This is a genomic window from Nocardia sp. NPDC060255, from assembly GCF_042727395.1.
Classification (GTDB): domain Bacteria; phylum Actinomycetota; class Actinomycetes; order Mycobacteriales; family Mycobacteriaceae; genus Nocardia.
Genome location: NZ_JBHXAU010000009.1, coordinates 228,785 through 245,306 on the forward strand (window position 1 = coordinate 228,785; position 16,522 = coordinate 245,306).

The following is a 16,522-nucleotide window of genomic DNA, read 5'->3' on the forward strand; positions in this document are numbered from 1 at the left end:
CCCTCATACCTGACCCAACCAGGAAGAAGGAAAACCGGATGAACAACCCTTTCGATGACGATGGCGCACAGTTCTACGTGCTGATCAACGAGGAGGGCGAGCATTCCCTCTGGCCGATCTTCGCCGCCGTACCGGGCGGATGGACCATCGCCTACGGTGCCGCCCCCCGTAAAGCCTGTCTGCACTACGTCGAAACCCATTGGCTCGATATGCGACCCAAGTCACTCATCGAAGCCATGTCCAACGAAAGTCCCTGAGGTTCAGGGAAACCGCCCAAATCCACCCGTATCGGCGGGGCACGTCGGTCCACATCCCCCCTGCTGACCGGCGCGCCCCGCCCCCTACTCGTACTTCGCTGCGCCCCAGTGCATCATGGACGTATGACGAATCAACGGTTCACCCCCTCGCTGCCGGAAACGTTGATCGAAGCGGCCCGTCGCTGGGCGGGCGGGCGGCCGACACCCGCACAAACGCAACAGATCAGCGGCTGGCTGGACGCGATCATGCAGCGCGGCCGCACCCAGGACGCCGCGAAGTCCTAGCGCCGCAGCGGCGCCCGGCAGCGGGCCGCCCGAGACCTCACCGACGCGCGATTCCGGCGGTGAGCTCCGGCAGACCCGCCGGTGTCGAATGCCGCTCCGCTATGCCTTCGTTCGCGCCGACTCGAGCACCGAGCGGGCATGCTGGCGCCACTCGGTGACCGTGCGCCCGCGAAATCCGGTGAGCGCCGCGTCGAACTGCCTGGCGCGCTTGGTGACGGTCAGCCCGATATAGGTGTGATGACTGGTGATCGCTTGTGTCGCAACGGAACACGCTTCATCGATCTCGCCCGCACTCAGCAACGCGGTGGCGTGCTCGAAGCGGACCAGGGCAGGCTCCATTGTTTCCTGTGGGTCGTACAGGGTGAGCGCGCGGGCTGCGGCCTTGGCGGTTTCGGCCGCGCGGCCGAGATTGGAGTAGCCGATCGCCTGATAGAAGGCGAGCTTTTCCGGGCGATAGGAAAAGATCCCCACCGTAAGCTCTTCTTGCCCAACATTTTCCAATGCACGGCCGGATTTCTCGATACACCGAGCAAACTGGACGGCATTTCCCAAGCTGGCGTGCGCCCTGGCCGCCATTCCCCACAACCAGGCCGCTGCCGGGCCGTGTGCCGGATTTTCTTCGAGACGTCCACCGAGCAAGTTCAAGACTTCCTTCGGTTTGTCACTATACGTCGGTAAATAAGCGAGACCGGCCAGCGCGATATCCTCGGAATAGCGATCACCGATGTCCTGCGCGGCGTGGATCGCGGTGCCGTACCACATCCTGGCCTGTCCCAAATGTCCTTCGTTGAACAGGATTTCGCCGACCACGTTGGCCAGCCTGCCCGCCGTGCGCACCAGCCGGACCTGATGGTGGGTGGCCTGCCGCTGCGCGAGAGTGCCACGGACAGTACGGAATTGCTCGAGTGTGGTCTGCAGTAACTCGTGCGGCGGCACCTGCACCACGCGTTTACCCAGCGCCTCCGCCGACTGCTCCAGCAGACCGAGTCGCCGCTCGCTGATCGAGCCCGCATCCAAGGTGGCCAGCATCTTCTCCGGCTCGCCCGCGACCAGGTCAGCGGCCTTGCCGGTCAGGCCAACCCCGATGCAGGCCAATAACTCTCGCCTTCTCACGTCGTCATCCTCGACTTCCTTGTCGAGCCCGATGTCCCTACCGAGCTGGGTTTCCGTATCGAGCGCCGAGTCGATGACTTCGGGTTCGAAGTCGGTACCCCGGCCCGCGGTGACGGCCCGCTCGAATCGTGCGACGACGACCGGATCGGCTTCTGACACGACCCGGTCGAGCAGACGTTGGCTTGCGGCATGCATCCGGGTTGTCCGGCCGTTTTCCCACAAGACCACGGTGCGCGGGGTGACGCCCACCAGACGCGCGAATTCGTAACGACTTCGCCGCATCGCGGCGCGAAGCGCACGGACATCCTCGCCCGTCCAGTCGATCTCAACCATAGGTCCTGACTCCTCGCACCAGGCTGATACAAACGGAAACTACCCGCAATTACCGCATTCGGGTCTGTTATCTACCGAATCGCAACATGCACGCTGAATCAGCACCCGGCGCCGGGGTTCTGCCCAAACCCTTACCGGGGCGCCGGCATTCCGGAATCTGACGCACGGTCCTGACACGGCCCGATCCATCCGTGTCGAGCGGGAATCCGGGGCGCCTTTAGGCGCCGGGTGCACTGACTTTACGTGGAGGTGAACAATGGACGTATTGCACTCGGATGTACGAGAATTGTGGCTGGTACAGAGCCGGGACTGCACACAAGATCCGGTGGCCCTCAGCTACGAACGAGCGCGGTTCATCCTCACCGTGCACGGTGGTCACGGCGCCCGCTGTCACCAATACCTCGCCGCCTCGGCCTACTGCTTCCGCAGGCCCGCCGGCGCATGAGCAAGGCGGGCCCGGCCGAAGCCGAGCCCGCCCTGTGCCGGGGGTTGGTTCAGGCCGCCGCGGCCAGCGCCTCGAACTCCTTGTCGGTCAGCGTGATCCGCGCGGCGTCGGTGTTCTCCTCGAGATGCGCGATGCTGGAGGTGCCCGGAATGGGCAGCACCACCGGCGAACGGCGCAGCAGCCAGGCCAGCGCGAGCTGCGCGGGGGTCGCGCCGTGCTCCTTGGCGATCGCGTCGAGCGGCCCGCCGGGCTTGGCGAGTTCACCGGTGGCGATGGGGAACCACGGGATGAACGCGATGTTCTCCCGCTCGGCGTAGTCGAGCACGTCCTCGTCGGTGCGGTTGGCCAGGTTGTAGAGGTTCTGCACCGAGACGACGGTGGCGATCTCGCGGGCCTGCCGCAGCTGCTCGACACTCACCTGGGACACGCCGATGTGCCGGATCTTGCCCTCCTGTTGGAGCAGCACCAGCTCGCCGAGCTGATCGGCCAGCGGCACCTTCGGATCGATGCGGTGCAGCTGGTAGAGGCCGATCTGTTCCAGGCCGAGGTGGCGCAGGCTGAGTTCGGTTTGCTGGCGCAGGTATTCGGGCCTGCCGACCGCCCGCCAGTCGCCGGGACCGCTGCGGGTGAACCCGCCCTTGGTGGCGATCACCAGGTCATCGGCGTAGGGATGCAAGGCTTTTCGAATGAGCTGCTCGCTGACGAACGGACCGTAGGAATCGGCGGTGTCGATGAAGTTGATGCCGAGTTCGGCCGTCCGGCGCAGTACCCGGACCGCCTCGTCGGGGTCCTTCGGATCACCCCAGACGCCGGGGCCGGTGAGCTGCATCGCCCCGTAGCCGAGCCGGTGGACGGGGAGGTCACCGCCGAGCGCGAAGGTGCCGGACGCTTCGGCGGGCCGTGCATGGAGGTTGGTGCTCATAAGTGCGGTTCCTTCCGAAGTGGAATTACACGAAAGCGGACAAGCCGATAGGACGTCGCGCGGCGACGTTGCTTCCGCAAGCAACGTCTGTACCGCGCCGTCGATTCCCCGCACGAGGGTTGCGTTCGTCGCGAGCGAAACCTCAGCCGATCGCGCGCAACAGTTCCGCCGCCACCGGGGCGGACGAGGACGGGTTCTGCCCGGTGATCAGGTTGCGGTCGACGACAACCTTCGGGGCCCACGGCTCGCCCTCCTGGAAGTCGGCGCCCGCTTCGACCAGCCGATCCTGCAGCAGCCACTTGGCCTTGTCGGCCAGGCCACCCTGCCGCTCCTCCTCATTGGTGAAGCCGGTCAGCGTGTAGCCCGCGAAGGAATTGCTGCCATCGGCGCCGACGGCGGCGAGCAGCGCGGCGGGGCCGTGGCACACGATGGCCAATGGCTTGCCGGATTGCAGTGCGGCGGTGAGGAGTTCGCCGGACTCGGCATTCACCGCGAGGTCCTCCATCGGCCCATGGCCGCCGGGGTAGAAGACCCCCGCGTAGTCGGCGAGGTCGACCTCGGACAGCTTGATGGGGTGCTGCAACTCGGTGGCGGCGGCCAGCACCGCGGCCCGCTGGTCGGCGCCCTCTTGGCCGCCGTTGAAGTCGGGGGACAGGCTGCCCTGGTCGACCGGCGGCACGACCCCACCCGGGGTGGCGACGACGATCTCGTGGCCTGCGGCCTTGGCCGCCTCATACGGCACGGCGAACTCCTCGGCCCAGAATCCGGTCGGGTGGGGGGTTCCGTCGGCAAGCGTCCAAGTGTCGGCACCGGTCAGTACAAAAAGTAGTTTCGCCATGTCATCGACACTAGGACTGTCTCCGTAGACTAACCAATGGGATCGCCGATATCAGACATCGGAATTCTGATGGGTCTTGCGCTCGGCGAAGACCGTGCGGGCCACCGCGATTCCGTTGAGCGCCGCGGGGAATCCGGCGTATCCGGCCATCTGGATCAGCACCTCGACCACCTCGGTCTCGGTGCCGCCGACATTGAGCAGGCCGTGGATGTGCACGCCGAGCTGCGGGGCGACGCCGAGCGCGGTGCACATGGCCACCGACACGATCTCGCGCGTCTTCAGGTCTAGCCCGGGCCGGGAGTAGATGTCGCCGAAGGAGAACTCGATCAGCAGCCGGGCGAAGTCCGGGGCGATGTCCTGCAGTGCGGCGATGACCTGCTCGCCCGCGTGACCGTCGACCTCGGCCAAGGCGGCCGAACCACGCTCGAACCGGTCGCCGTCCGGTGCCCCGGCCGCGGGCGGCTCGGCGGGCAGGTCCGTTCGTGCCGCGAACACCTCTTTGGCGGCGTTCAGGCCGTTCAGGGCCGCCGGGAAGCCTGCGTAGACGCTCGCGTGGATGAGCACCTCGACGATCTCGGTGCGGGTAGCGCCGACGTTGAGTGCGCCGTCGATGTGGAACCGCAGCTGCGGTGCCGCGTTGCCGAGCGCGGCCAGCGCGCCCACCGTGGCCAGCTGTCGCTCGCGCAGGGGCAGGCCGGGGCGGGACAGGATGTCGCCGTAGCCGAACTCCACGGTGATGCGGCCCAGGTCGGGGGCGATATCGGCCAGGCTGTCCAGCACGGCCGGGCGCTCTTGCCCACCGACCTGCTGGAGCAGCGCGAGTCCGCGCTCGAAACGATCGTTCTGGCCGGTGGTCTGCTGAGTGCTGGTCATGGGGACGACTGTAGAAGTTGGAGTGCGCTCCAGCGCAAGTGCTGACTCATCCTTGCCAGTGAGGTGAGATCAGGGGGAATCTCAGGGTGCGTCCCCGATGTGGGGGTGGTCGGGTGGTCCATAGCGTTTCGGGTATGCGATTCGGACCGATCATCATCGCCATTTCCGCAGTTGCTCTGCTCGCAGGGTGCACGACGGACAAGGAGGCGGAGGCCGTGCCTGGTGTGTCGGACAACAAGATTCGTGCCCTGCAGGCCGATATCGACGGTGTGGTGGCAACCGGAGTTACCGGGGCGATCGTCACCGTCACCGATAACGGCAAGACGGTCGCGCTCACCAGCGGTGTCGCCGATATCGCCACGCGCGCACCGATTCCGACCGATCCGGCGCAGCAGGTCCGGATCGGCAGCATCTCGAAGACCTTTGTGAGTTCGATCGTGCTGCAGCTCGTCGCGGAGGGGAAGGTGCGGCTGGACGAGCCGGTCGAGACCTATCTGCCCGGACTGCTGCGGGGCGATGGCATCGACGGGCGTCGGATCACGGTGCGGCAGGTCTTGCGGCACCAGAGTGGATTGCCGGAGATCACCAAGGATCCGCGTGTCGACGAATATCTTGCGGCACAGGAGAACCGGATCATGACGCCCGCCGAGGGGATGGCGATCGCGTTGGCGCGGCCCGCCGACTTCGCGCCAGGAGCGCGTTTCGAGTACAGCAACACCAACTATTACGTCGCGGCCATGCTCGTCGAAAAGGTCACCAGCGCACCGTATGTCGACGAGCTGAACCGGCGCATTCTCCAGCCGCAGCGGCTGACCGACACCTATCTGCCCGGCGCGGGTGATCACGAGATCCGTGGCCCGCATCCCAAAGGCTATGCGGTGGTGGACGGTACGCTCACCGACGTGACGCGCACCGAGCCGTCGGTGCCGTGGGCCGCGGGCGGTATGGTCTCGACGGGCGCCGACTTGAACCGCTTCTATTCGGCGCTGCTCGCCGGTCAGGTGGTCCCCGCCGCGGAGTTACCCGAGATGCGCGATGGTGTGCTGATGGATGAGGGCATGCAGATGTTCTACGGACTCGGCCTCGGGCACACAAAATTGCCGTGCGGCGCAGAATATTTCGGCCACACGGGCGGAATCTCTGGTTACAACACCGTCTCCGGCGCGACGCCGGAGGGTCGCGCGGTGACCTTCGCCTTCACCAAATCAGTGGACGCGATGCCCGACCTGATCGCCATGCTGGGACACGCGCTCTGCCCGTAGTACTTGCTCGCATCGAGGGGTCTCCGCCGTCCGGGCGCTTGCCGTCCGGACGGCGGTGTCTTGTCGCCGCCGCGGCTCAGATGAGGTTCTTCTGCTTGCGGATTCGGCGTCGGACATCTGCCATCAAACTGTAGGTTCCGCCGTGCCGGAGGAAGCGCGGGATGAACCGGTTGACGAAGGCGACGAAGACGAAAAGATGCTCGAAGCGACGTTGGTCGGTGGTGGTCCATTCGACCTGGAGCTGTTCGCGGAAAATCGGCGCGAGGAAGCCGATCGTGAGAAACTTCAACAGGTTTCGGAACGGTAACCGCAGATACCAGTGGATCATTCGCAGGTTCAGCAGGTCAATCAGGTAGCCGCGGACGAACTCGTCGATCCCGACCTGCTCGCAGGCCTCGTTCCAGTATTGATCGAATTCCGCTCGGGTGGCGGGCCACATCTGCTCGGTCACCTGGAGCGTGGTGCCGAGCGTCGAGGACGATACGTAGAACGCCTCGGCCTGCTCGTCGCTCATCCGGCCTTGCAGCAGTTGATAGGTGTCCTCGAAGCCGATGTACAGGCAAGCGGCGACCCATAATTGGAGATTGCGGTCGAACGCGTTGTACTGCACCGGTGCGCCCGGCGCCGAATGTACTTGCCGGTGCGCGACATTCACGGCCTCCCGGTAGGCGAGCCGTTCCTCCTCGGTGCCGAGAATGGCGACCGCGAGATACTGCGTCGTGGTGCGGGCACGCTTCCACGGGTGCCGTATCAATGATCCGGACTCGACCTTGCTCTCCGCGACGCCATACCCGACGCCCGGCCGGGCCATCTGCATCGCGACATTGGCCGCGGCGCCCGCGAAGGACCAGAAGTCCAGTGCGTCGGTCAGCTTGATCGCCCGCTTGGTGACCGGGTGATGGGCGGTGCCGATGTGGATCCGCGTGCGGTCCTTCGTCAGCGGTGCGGTGTGCTCCGAGGGGTGGGCGGCGGCGGTCATGAGGGAGTCCTTTCGTGTCCGGAATCGACTCCGCAAGGCGTGAACTACATGTGAACTATTGATAACTTAAGTCCAGCGGGCCTCGCACGTCAACGAGTCGAGTTGCGTGGCGATATTGCTGCATGTCTGGCTGCGAATCTAGGCGAAAGACTTCCATAGACTCCGGAATCATGCGTAACATACGGGCCCATACCGGACCGCGAGGTGTTCGGCTGGATCCAACGGCGGATCCCCATTCGGGTCCCGCCGTGGGCGGCCGGTCACCGTCGACCGGCACGCGAAAGGACGCGCATGCTCAAGAGGATGGATCGGATATTCAGCTACGAGATGAAGGTCTCGGAGTTCCTCGGGACGCTCATCATTCTCGGCATCCCGTACGGGTTGATCGGTGTGGTCTGGACGCTGACGCACACCAGCCACCTACGCGATATGCACGGCATCGACGTGATCATCTCGTTCCTCGGATCGATCGTGTGCTGGCCGGTGCTCACCTTCTCGAACGTGTGCATGACCTGATGATGATCCTGGTCTGGCTCATCGACATCGTGGTGATCGGCGTGAAAGTCCTCGGTGGACGCACGCGGGTCAATCCGGTGCTCCGGTTCGGGCTGTGGCTGGCCGTGCTGAGCACCGTAGCGGCGGGCAGCGCCCTCGTCGGCTACCTCCTCGTGTTGCTGCAGCGGCAGTTGAGCGGCACGGCGTGAAGGGGAGAGGCAGTAACTCGTGACCATCACCGAACGACCGCCGGACCGGACCGATCTGGAGAAAGCCGTCGACGACCTGCGTGGTCTGTGGCAGCGGCACCCGCAGCGCTCGCTGGAGACGCTGGGCAGGCAGGTGCGGCTCGGCCGTGACGCGGTGCTGGAGATGTTCCGCGCGCTACTCACGCGCCGGTTCCCGTTCCAGGAATTCATCAAGCAGTGCGCGTTCATGGCCAGCGTGTCCGCCGCGCCGACGGTGTTCGTCGCGATACCGGTGGCGGTGGTGGTCTCGATTCAGTTGGGCGCGTTGGTGAGTCAGGTCGGCGCGACCACCTTCATCGGCGCGGTCAGCGGGCTCGGCATCATCCGGCAGGGCGCGCCGCTGGTCACCTCGCTGATGATCGCGGGGGCGGTCGGCTCGGCCATCTGTGCCGACCTCGGTTCCCGGATGATCAGGGAGGAGATCGACGCCATGCGGGTGATGGGCGTCGATCCGATCCGCAGGCTGGTCGCGCCGCGGCTCGCGGCCGCGGTGCTGGTGAGCATGCTGCTGTGCGGATTCGTGGTCTTCGTCGGCTTTGCCACCGGCTACCTGTTCAATGTCTATGCGCAGGGCGGCACGCCGGGCTCGTTCATCAGCACCTTCGCCTCCTTCGCCGTCGCGAACGACCTGATCGTCGCGTTGCTGAAGGCCGCCGTCTTCGGCGCGCTCACCGCGATCATCGCCTGCGATATCGGCCTGCACACCAGGGGCGGACCCGGCGGCGTCGCGAATTCGGTGAACGCGGCGGTGGTCAATTCGGCGCTGATGCTGTTCGCCACCAACATCATCATCACCCAGGTGTACAACACGTTGTTCCCGGCGAAGGTGCTCTGAGATGGGCTCGCGCTATACGCCACCGGCGTTGCAGCCCTTCCGGATCGTCGGTGGTGCCGTCCGCGGACCGGTGCGGGCCAATCGGCGGCTCGGTCATCAGGCGATCACCTTCGTCGCGGCGATCGTGGCAATACCGTTCGCGCTCAAGCACTATCGCAAGGAAGTCTTGCGGCTCACCGCCGATGTCGGGTGGGGCAACGGGTCGCTGATCGTCGGTGGGGGCACGGTCGGTGTCGTCGTTATCCTGTGCGGCTTCGGCGGGATCACCGTCGGCATGGAGTCCTACACCGCGCTGAACCTGCTCACGATGAACCCGCTGACCGGCGCCATTTCCGGGTTCGCCACCACGCGTGAGATCGGACCGATCCTGGCGACCCTGGCCTTCGCGATTCAGGCGGGCTGCCGCTTCACCGCGCAGCTGGGCGCGATGCGGATCTCCGAGGAGATCGACGCGCTGGAATCCATTGCCATCCGCCCACTTCCGTACCTGATCACGACCAGGATGATCGCGGCGACGCTGACCATCGTCCCGCTGTACAGCGTGGGACTCGCGGTCGCTTACCTGATGACCAAGCTGTCGGTGCTTTTCCTGGGCGGCACCTCCGCCGGCACCTACGACCACTACTTCTTCCAATTCCTCAACGGCGCCGACGTTTTCTACTCGGTGCTCAAAGTGGTGGTGTTCGTGCTGATCTCGACGTTTCTGCAGTGCTACTACGGATACGTCGCCACCGGCGGCCCGGAGGGCGTCGGGCAGGCGGCAGGGCGCGCGATCAAGATGGTGATCGTTGTCATGGTGTTCGCGAATCTGTTTCTCACGCTGGCGATCTGGGGCATCGATCCCGGCATCCGGATCTCGGGATAGGGGGCGCCGTGATCATCGACCCCAGTGGCCGGGGGCCGAGCCCGCGCCAGCTCTCGCTCGCGGGCATCGCGCTCACCACGGTGATACTGCTGCTGCTGTTCCTGCTCGGGTTGCGCTACACCGGTCGCTTCGAGGACAAGGTGGGTGTTGTCGCCCTGCTCACCAGCACCGGTGACGGGCTGCCCGAACATGCCGACGTGAAGTTCCGCGGCATGATCGTCGGTTCGGTGGCCGATGTGGAAGTCGTTGCCAAGGGCGAGCGGCAGCGCGCCGAGATCGACCTGAAACCGGCTGTCGCATCGATGATTCCGGCGGCGGTGACGGCGCGGGTCATCCCGAACAACATCTTCGGCGTGACGGCGATCGAGCTCGTCGACAACGGGCACACCACCGAAACCCTGCGCGCGGGAGCCGAGATCCCCGAGGACACCAGCGAGGGTACGGTTCAGCTGCAGACCACGCTCAGCGTGCTGCGGGATGTGCTCGACCACATCCAGCCGGAGAAACTGGGCCGGGTGCTCGCCACGCTCGCCGACGCGCTCGACCCGTCCGTGCGCGCTCCCGGTTCGACTATCGAACGCCTGGACCGCTGGCTCACCCAGATGCATGCCATTCCGGGGATCGGCAACCTGCTCGGCGATCTCGGCCGCGCCACCACGGCATTGAGCGTGTCCGCGCCCGATCTGGTCGGGGTGCTGTCGGATTCGGTGACCACCGCCCGGACGCTCACCGAACGGCGCGACCAGTTCGTCGCGCTGCTGACCAACGCGAGCGGGGCGGTCGACTCGGTGAATTCGCTGTTCGCCCGAAACCCTGACGCGGGTAAGGAAGTGGTCTCCGGGCTCGGCGGACTGTTCGGCAGCTTGGCCGAGGATCCGCAGGCGCTGCAGCAGACGGCGGCCAATCTCAATGTCTCCCTGCGGAAGTTGCGCTCGGTCTTCGGCTTCGGGCCGAGTCGCCAGATGATCTGGAAGATGGACGTGTCCTTCACCCCGTTCCAGCAGTACACGGCCGCGGATTGCCCGCGTTACGGCAGCATGGCCGGGCCACGGTGTGGCGGCGCCTCGGTGCCGGAAGTTGCGCCACCACAGGAATATCCGGCGCAGCTGGCGCCGAATTGGTTGGATGCGGCCGGGCCCAAACCGGTGCTGCCACCGTTGCCCGCAATTCCCGGTATCCCGATGATCCCGGGGCTCACCGCACCGGCCGCGGCGAAAGACCCGGTACCGAATAACAAAGGGGCCAACGGTTTACGTGGGCCGGATGCGGTGGCGGCGATCGTCGGCGGTCAGCCGACCGCCGCGCAGTACCTGCTGCTGTCGCCCCTGCTGGCCGGCGGTTCGGTGACCCCGGCAGACAAGGGGCGGTGACCATGAAGTCAGGTAAGGCGCTGATCGGCTTCAGCCTCTTCGCGGTGGTCGCGGTCATGCTGACCTACACGATCTGGTCCACCTTGCAGCGCTCGGTGACCGGCGACACCGACTCCTACTCCGCCACCTTCTCCGACGTCCTCGGCCTGCGCGTCGGCGACGACATCCGGATGGCGGGCGTGCGGGTCGGCCGGGTGGACGGCATCGACTTCGACGGTGACTACCGCGCGCGCATCGAGTTCCGCATCCAGCGCAGGCAGCGGCTGACCACCGCCACGAAAGCCCTGGTGCGCTACCAGAATCTGATCGGCCAGCGCTATATCGCGCTGGTGCCCGGCGCGGGCGGCGGCCAGGTGCTCGCCGCGGGTTCGGCGATACCGCTCGACCACACCGAGCCCTCGTTCGATGTGTCGGCGCTGCTGTCCGGGTTCGAGCCGCTGTTCAGTGTGCTGCAACCGGATCAGATCAATTCGCTGTCGGAGACGCTGATCCAGGCCCTGCAGGGCAACAACGTCTCGCTCAGCGCGTTGATCACCCAGGCCGCCGAGCTCGCGGGCACCTTCGGGCAGCGCGACAAGATCCTCGGCGACGTGATCAGCAACCTGAGCAGTGTCATCGCCGGGCTCGCGCACCGCAGCGGCGAGCTGGAAACGCTGATCACCCAGGCCCGTTCGCTGGTCGAATCGCTGTACGCGCAGGGTGAGTCGCTGAAAAGCTCGGTCGATCAGGTGGCCACCTCGACCGACTCGCTGGCCCGGCTGATCGGGCAGGTGAAGCCGAATATCGCTCGGGCACAGAACGATGCGACGAGCGGTGTCGCGCTGCTGCTGCTCAACGGCGCCTCGCTGGACCAGGCGGCCGTCGAGCTGCCGAATTTGCTCAATGGCATCGCCCGGTTCACCAGCTATGGCGCCTACGGCAATGCCTACATCTGCCGCCTCGATGTCTCGCTGTGGGGTGTACTGCTGCCGCCCGGGCTCTTCTCGCAGGTCGGCGGCAATTCGCAATCGGAGGTGTGCCGGTGATGACACGAGTGCGGTCCCTGGTCGGCCGGGTCCGATTGCCGCGGAACAGATTGCTGTGGCTCGGCCTGCTCGCGGCGGGGTCGGTGGTCCTGCTGCTGGTCGGCTCCAGCGCCCTGTCCCAGGCTCGACTGGGAGACAAGACGATTCAGGCGGAGTTTGCTCAGGCGGCGGGACTGCGGGCGGGCACGTCGGTGGATGTGTCCGGTATCGAGGTCGGTTCGGTGCGCGCGGTGCGCCTCGATGGTGCGAAAGTCGTGGTGGACCTGAGGGTGCGCCGGGACCTACGGCTGGGTCCGGACGCGCACGCAGCCATCAAGATGACGACGATTCTCGGCAAGCTGCACGTCGAGTTGGTACCCGGTAACGGAAAAGGGTTGCCGGGCAACCGGATCGCGCTGGTGAACACCTCGGTGCCGTACAACCTCGGCAAGGTCATTCGTGATCCGGTGTACAAGTCGTCGTTCGAGCGCATCGAGCGGATCGATCCGGTCAAGCTGCGTCAGTCGTTGGACCTGCTCAGCACGCAGATGGGCGATTCGCCGCAGCTCACCGTGGAGGCGCTGAACAGCGTCGGTGCGCTCGCCAAGGTGATAAACGATCGCCGCGACGAGGTCGACGTGTTGTTGAAGGGCATGGATCAGGTTTCGCAGCTGGTGTCGGACAACCGAAACAGCGTGCTGCTGTTGCTGACTCGCGGCGAGGCGATCGGGAACGCCGTCGCGCAGCGCCAGACCATGTTGAAGTCGTTGCTGGACAATGTCGCCGAGCTGTCCCGGCTACTGCAACAGATGGGCTTGGAGAACAACGATCAGCTCGGGCCGATGATCCAGAGCCTGAACACCATGTCCGAGGGCCTGGAGAAGAACCGGGACAACCTCGACTCGCTCTACGAGATCATGCCGGTCGCGTTGCGGCAGTTCAACAATGCGCTCGGCAACGGACCCTACGGCGATGTGTGGGCGCCGTGGATCTTCCCGGACAACTGGCTGTGTTTCGCCGGCGCGGTACAGGGGTGCAACTGATGAAAATAAGTACTTTCCTGAAAACCGCCTTGTTGTGCTGGGTCACCGCGGTGGCCTCCGGCTGTTCGCTGCTGCCGGACAGCCTGAGCGGGCTGCCGGACCAGTATCTCGGCGAACACCTGCGAATCAGCGCCGATTTCGAGAACGTCGCCGGTCTGTACGCGGGCAACGACGTCGCGATCCTGGGTGTCCCGGTGGGCCGGGTCGACACGGTGACGGCCAAGGGCAGCTATGTCGAGGTGACCATGTCCATCGACAAGAACGTCAAGGTGCCCGCCGACGCGATCGCGGCCCTTGTCTCACCGCAACTGATCACCAACCGGCACGTCGAACTCGCGCCCGCCTACGAGGGCAACGGTCCGGTGCTAGCCGACGGCGCGCACATCCCGCTCGAACACACCCGCACGCCGGTCGAACTCGACCGTATTCTGGATAATTTCGATCAGCTCGGCCGAGCGTTGAAGGGCGACAACGAGACCGGGCCGATGGCCAGCCGGGTGCTCTTCCCGCTGCTCGACGGCAACGGAGACAAGCTGCGCGCGACGCTCGACGCGATGTCGTCGGCGTTCGAGGTGAGCCTGGCCAATGGCGACCAGATCTCCAACACCATCGTGAAACTCAACGAGATCACCCAGATCGTCGCCGAGAACGACCAGACGGTGCGCGATTTCAGCGGCAGGCTCACCGACATGGTGCAGCTGATGGGTGATCAGGCGCCGGGGCTGCAGGCCGTGCTGACTCAGCTCAACGACTTCGTCACCAACACGTCGACGGTGGTGGGCACCAATCGCGAGCAACTGCTCGGCGCCTTAACGCGTTTCACCAACCTCACCGCGCAGATGCGGGCGAACGCGCGCTCGGTCACCGAAATCGCCGACGTCACACCGTTGTTCTTCCAGAACCTGGCGAATGCGACCAGCCGGGAACATCAGGCGCTGCGCCTGCACGGCCTGCTGGACAAGTCGGTCCTCGACGGTGAGGCCCTGTCGGTGTTCTGCGAACGAGTACAGATGCGTCTCGACGGCTGCCGGACCGGCAAGATCCAGGACTTCGGCCCCGACTTCGGGCTCACCGCCGCACTGCTCGGACTCACCAAATGAAGACCCGCGCGCTGGCCGCGGTCGCCGTAGCAGCAGCCATTGGCGCGACCTCGGGTTGTGCGGTCACGGTGGACAATGTGCCGCTGCCCAAGCCAGGCATCGGCGGCCCGGGTTACACCCTGCACGCGGTGTTCCGGGACGCCCTCAACCTGCCCGCGAACGCGCACGTCAAGATCGGCGGCACCGACGTCGGCATGGTCTCCGCGATCAGCACCACCGACTTCCTCGCCGACGTGGAGATGCAGATCCGCGAGGACATCCAGCTGCCTCGCGGCACCACCGCCGAGCTGCGGCAGGCCACTCCGCTCGGCGACATGTTCGTCGCGATGACCCTGCCCACCAAGCAGCACAGCGCCGAGTTGCTGCGGCCGGGCGACACCATCGCGCCCGACCGCACCGCGACCGGCGCCTCGGTGGAGCAGCTGATGATGTCGGTCTCGTTGCTGCTCAACGGCGGTGGCCTCAACCAGGCGGCGCGGATCACCGCCGAGATGAACTCCATGTTCGCCGGGCGCGCGCCCGAGCTGTCGCATCTGATCACCGAGATGACCGACGTGCTGGCCGCGCTCAACCGGCGCACCGCCGACGTGGATGGCGTGCTGTCCGGCATGAACACGCTCACCGGCGAATTGGCCAGGCGCAAAGCCGAATTGGGCGCCGCCGCGGACACCTTTCCGCCGCTGATCGGCCTGGTCGCCGAAAACAACAGGGCCATCGCCGATCTCATCGCCAAGGTCTCGGTGACCATGGCCGCGCTCGGCGACTTCACCGATACCACCGGCCCGGATTTCCTCAGCCTGTTCGACAGCATCCAGCGGCTCATGTCCGGATTCGCCCAGATGGGTGACGATCTCGCGGGCGCACTGGACGGGCTGCACGCCATCTACCCGTCGATCTCGGCCAGCCTGGACGGCCCGGCGCTCGCGGTCGCGGCCACCGTGTCCTATCTGAGCGTCGGCGCGCTCACCGATCCGAAGGGCAGTAGGCCACCCGAAATCGGTGATGTGCCTGCGTTTATCGGCAGTCTGGCGCAGGTCATCGAGAAGGTCATCGGCCGGCTGCAGGGCGGTGGGCGATGAATCCGCCGTTGTGGCAATGGCTGGTCCGGCATCGGGTCGCGGTGGCCAATATCGGCCTGATCCTGGTGCTCGTGCTCGGGGTGTCCTATCTCGGCGTGAACGTGCTGCGGATCAATCCGCTGCCGAGCACGTACACGGTGCGGGTGGAGTTGCAGAACTCCGGCGGCCTGGCGGCGAACAATGACGTCACCTTCCGCGGCACCCGCGTCGGCCGGGTGGAGAACGTGCGGATCTCCGGCGACGGCGTCGCGGCGATCGCCGAAATCGACAAGACCGCAAGGATTCCGGTGGGCGGCACCGTCGCCGTCGGCCGCCTCTCCGCGGCGGGGGAGCAGTATCTCGACTTCCGGCCGGACGTGGACAGCGGACCGTACCTGGGCGACGGTTCGGTGGTCGAGCGCGCACGGACCACCACACCGGTGACGGTGCAGTCGGTGCTCGGCAGCATGAGCGGCTTGATCGGCGGGATGAATCCGGCGCGACTCAATGTGATCGTCGACGAGCTCGACAAGGCGCTGGCCGGCGGCCCGGATCGGTTGCGCAACATGATCTCCGGCATCAGCAGGGCCATGGCCGGGCTGACCGATCTGCTGCCGCAGACCAGGCAGCTCATCGAGAACCTCGAGGTGATCGCCGACACCACCGCGCACGCGCAACCTGACCTGACCACGCTGACCACCGGCTCCAGCGCGCTGTTCCAGCAGATGACCGCCGCCGATCAGGAGGTCCGCAAGTTCCTCGATCTCGGGCCCGGCCAGCTGGCCACCCTCGGCGGCATCGTGCGCGACACCGAGGACCCGATGACCAACCTGGTCACCAACTTCGTCGCGATCACCAGGGCCGCGAAGCTGCGCGCACCGGCCATCGCCGCGTTGTTCCCCGCGCTGCGGACCGGTTCGGAGGCCATCGGTATTCCGGCGCACGACAACGCCTATCACACCCTCGTCGATCCATGGCCACGACCGAGCTGTGACTACGACACGATTCCCGTGGTGCCGACCGACAAGACCGCCGATACCAGGGTGCGGCTTTACAACTACTGCGTCACCAGCGATCCGGCGCTGCAGGTTCGTGGTTCGGCCAACGCGCCGCGACCGAACGTGCCGGACAACGGATCCGGCCCGCCGCCCGGAGTCACCGGCAACGAGCTGTCCCGACCGGCACCTGGCAGATAGG

19 protein-coding genes are annotated in these 16,522 nt (G+C 65.9%); 14 read left to right on the plus strand and 5 right to left on the minus strand.

The window, feature by feature from the left end:
• The first annotated feature begins 38 nt into the window (after positions 1–38).
• On the plus strand, positions 39–257 hold the full coding sequence (locus tag ACFWF1_RS19180) for an MbtH family protein (RefSeq protein ID WP_379281188.1): 219 nt from the start codon (positions 39–41) through the stop codon (positions 255–257).
• 123 nt (positions 258–380) lie between these two features.
• Positions 381–542 carry a hypothetical protein gene (locus ACFWF1_RS19185; protein ID WP_357385692.1) on the plus strand — a complete coding sequence of 54 codons (162 nt, stop codon included), beginning with the start codon at positions 381–383 and terminating at the stop codon, positions 540–542.
• 99 nt (positions 543–641) lie between these two features.
• On the opposite strand, the gene ACFWF1_RS19190 is transcribed toward ACFWF1_RS19185, so the two are convergent.
• Positions 642–1,988 (minus strand): helix-turn-helix domain-containing protein, encoded by a 1,347-nt coding sequence (locus tag ACFWF1_RS19190; protein WP_379281187.1) that lies wholly within the window; start codon positions 1,986–1,988, stop codon positions 642–644.
• Between the two features lie 256 nt (positions 1,989–2,244).
• Between ACFWF1_RS19190 and ACFWF1_RS19195 the strand changes: the two genes are divergently transcribed.
• The gene (locus ACFWF1_RS19195; RefSeq protein ID WP_379281186.1) at positions 2,245–2,433 is read left to right on the plus strand and encodes a hypothetical protein; all 189 of its coding nucleotides are present in this window, start codon (positions 2,245–2,247) and stop codon (positions 2,431–2,433) included.
• Between the two features lie 49 nt (positions 2,434–2,482).
• On the opposite strand, the gene ACFWF1_RS19200 is transcribed toward ACFWF1_RS19195, so the two are convergent.
• From ACFWF1_RS19200 to ACFWF1_RS19210, 3 genes are all read right to left on the minus strand, one after another.
• Positions 2,483–3,355, minus strand: a complete 873-nt coding sequence (locus ACFWF1_RS19200; protein ID WP_379281185.1) for an aldo/keto reductase — start codon at positions 3,353–3,355, stop codon at positions 2,483–2,485.
• A 142-nt stretch (positions 3,356–3,497) separates the two neighbouring features.
• Positions 3,498–4,193 carry a type 1 glutamine amidotransferase domain-containing protein gene (locus ACFWF1_RS19205; RefSeq protein WP_379281184.1) on the minus strand — a complete coding sequence of 232 codons (696 nt, stop codon included), beginning with the start codon at positions 4,191–4,193 and terminating at the stop codon, positions 3,498–3,500.
• Positions 4,194–4,244: 51 nt separating this feature from the next.
• Positions 4,245–5,066: a carboxymuconolactone decarboxylase family protein gene (locus tag ACFWF1_RS19210; RefSeq protein ID WP_379281183.1), complete on the minus strand. Its 822-nt coding sequence runs from the start codon at positions 5,064–5,066 to the stop codon at positions 4,245–4,247.
• 134 nt (positions 5,067–5,200) lie between these two features.
• On the opposite strand from ACFWF1_RS19210, the gene ACFWF1_RS19215 reads away from it, so the two are divergent.
• A complete protein-coding gene (locus ACFWF1_RS19215; protein ID WP_379281182.1) occupies positions 5,201–6,328 on the plus strand; it encodes a serine hydrolase domain-containing protein in 1,128 nt (375 codons plus the stop codon).
• Between the two features lie 76 nt (positions 6,329–6,404).
• Here ACFWF1_RS19215 and ACFWF1_RS19220 read toward each other — a convergent pair whose 3' ends face one another.
• Positions 6,405–7,307 carry an oxygenase MpaB family protein gene (locus ACFWF1_RS19220; protein WP_379281181.1) on the minus strand — a complete coding sequence of 301 codons (903 nt, stop codon included), beginning with the start codon at positions 7,305–7,307 and terminating at the stop codon, positions 6,405–6,407.
• Between the two features lie 291 nt (positions 7,308–7,598).
• Here ACFWF1_RS19220 and ACFWF1_RS19225 point away from each other — a divergent pair, with 291 nt between their 5' ends.
• The 10 genes from ACFWF1_RS19225 to ACFWF1_RS19270 are packed head-to-tail and all read left to right on the plus strand — an operon-like array spanning position 7,599 to position 16,521.
• Positions 7,599–7,823 (plus strand): hypothetical protein, encoded by a 225-nt coding sequence (locus ACFWF1_RS19225; protein WP_379281180.1) that lies wholly within the window; start codon positions 7,599–7,601, stop codon positions 7,821–7,823.
• Positions 7,823–8,011: a hypothetical protein gene (locus tag ACFWF1_RS19230; RefSeq protein ID WP_379281179.1), complete on the plus strand. Its 189-nt coding sequence runs from the start codon at positions 7,823–7,825 to the stop codon at positions 8,009–8,011. The genes ACFWF1_RS19225 and ACFWF1_RS19230 overlap by 1 nt, the downstream gene beginning before the upstream one ends.
• Before the next feature lie 19 nt (positions 8,012–8,030).
• Positions 8,031–8,885, plus strand: a complete 855-nt coding sequence (locus tag ACFWF1_RS19235; protein ID WP_379281178.1) for an MlaE family ABC transporter permease — start codon at positions 8,031–8,033, stop codon at positions 8,883–8,885.
• Position 8,886: 1 nt separating this feature from the next.
• Positions 8,887–9,750: an ABC transporter permease gene (locus ACFWF1_RS19240; RefSeq protein ID WP_379281177.1), complete on the plus strand. Its 864-nt coding sequence runs from the start codon at positions 8,887–8,889 to the stop codon at positions 9,748–9,750.
• Positions 9,751–9,758: 8 nt separating this feature from the next.
• Positions 9,759–11,120 (plus strand): MlaD family protein, encoded by a 1,362-nt coding sequence (locus tag ACFWF1_RS19245; RefSeq protein ID WP_379281176.1) that lies wholly within the window; start codon positions 9,759–9,761, stop codon positions 11,118–11,120.
• Positions 11,121–11,122: 2 nt separating this feature from the next.
• Positions 11,123–12,145, plus strand: coding sequence for an MCE family protein (locus tag ACFWF1_RS19250; RefSeq protein WP_379281175.1), 1,023 nt, complete (start codon positions 11,123–11,125; stop codon positions 12,143–12,145).
• A complete protein-coding gene (locus ACFWF1_RS19255) occupies positions 12,145–13,167 on the plus strand; it encodes an MCE family protein (RefSeq protein ID WP_379281174.1) in 1,023 nt (340 codons plus the stop codon). The genes ACFWF1_RS19250 and ACFWF1_RS19255 overlap by 1 nt, the downstream gene beginning before the upstream one ends.
• Positions 13,167–14,267: an MCE family protein gene (locus tag ACFWF1_RS19260; protein ID WP_379281226.1), complete on the plus strand. Its 1,101-nt coding sequence runs from the start codon at positions 13,167–13,169 to the stop codon at positions 14,265–14,267. Before ACFWF1_RS19255 ends, ACFWF1_RS19260 begins: the two co-directional genes overlap by 1 nt.
• On the plus strand, positions 14,264–15,346 hold the full coding sequence (locus ACFWF1_RS19265) for an MCE family protein (protein ID WP_379281173.1): 1,083 nt from the start codon (positions 14,264–14,266) through the stop codon (positions 15,344–15,346). The genes ACFWF1_RS19260 and ACFWF1_RS19265 overlap by 4 nt, the downstream gene beginning before the upstream one ends.
• Positions 15,343–16,521: an MCE family protein gene (locus ACFWF1_RS19270; RefSeq protein WP_379281172.1), complete on the plus strand. Its 1,179-nt coding sequence runs from the start codon at positions 15,343–15,345 to the stop codon at positions 16,519–16,521. Before ACFWF1_RS19265 ends, ACFWF1_RS19270 begins: the two co-directional genes overlap by 4 nt.
• Position 16,522: the final 1 nt, after the last annotated feature.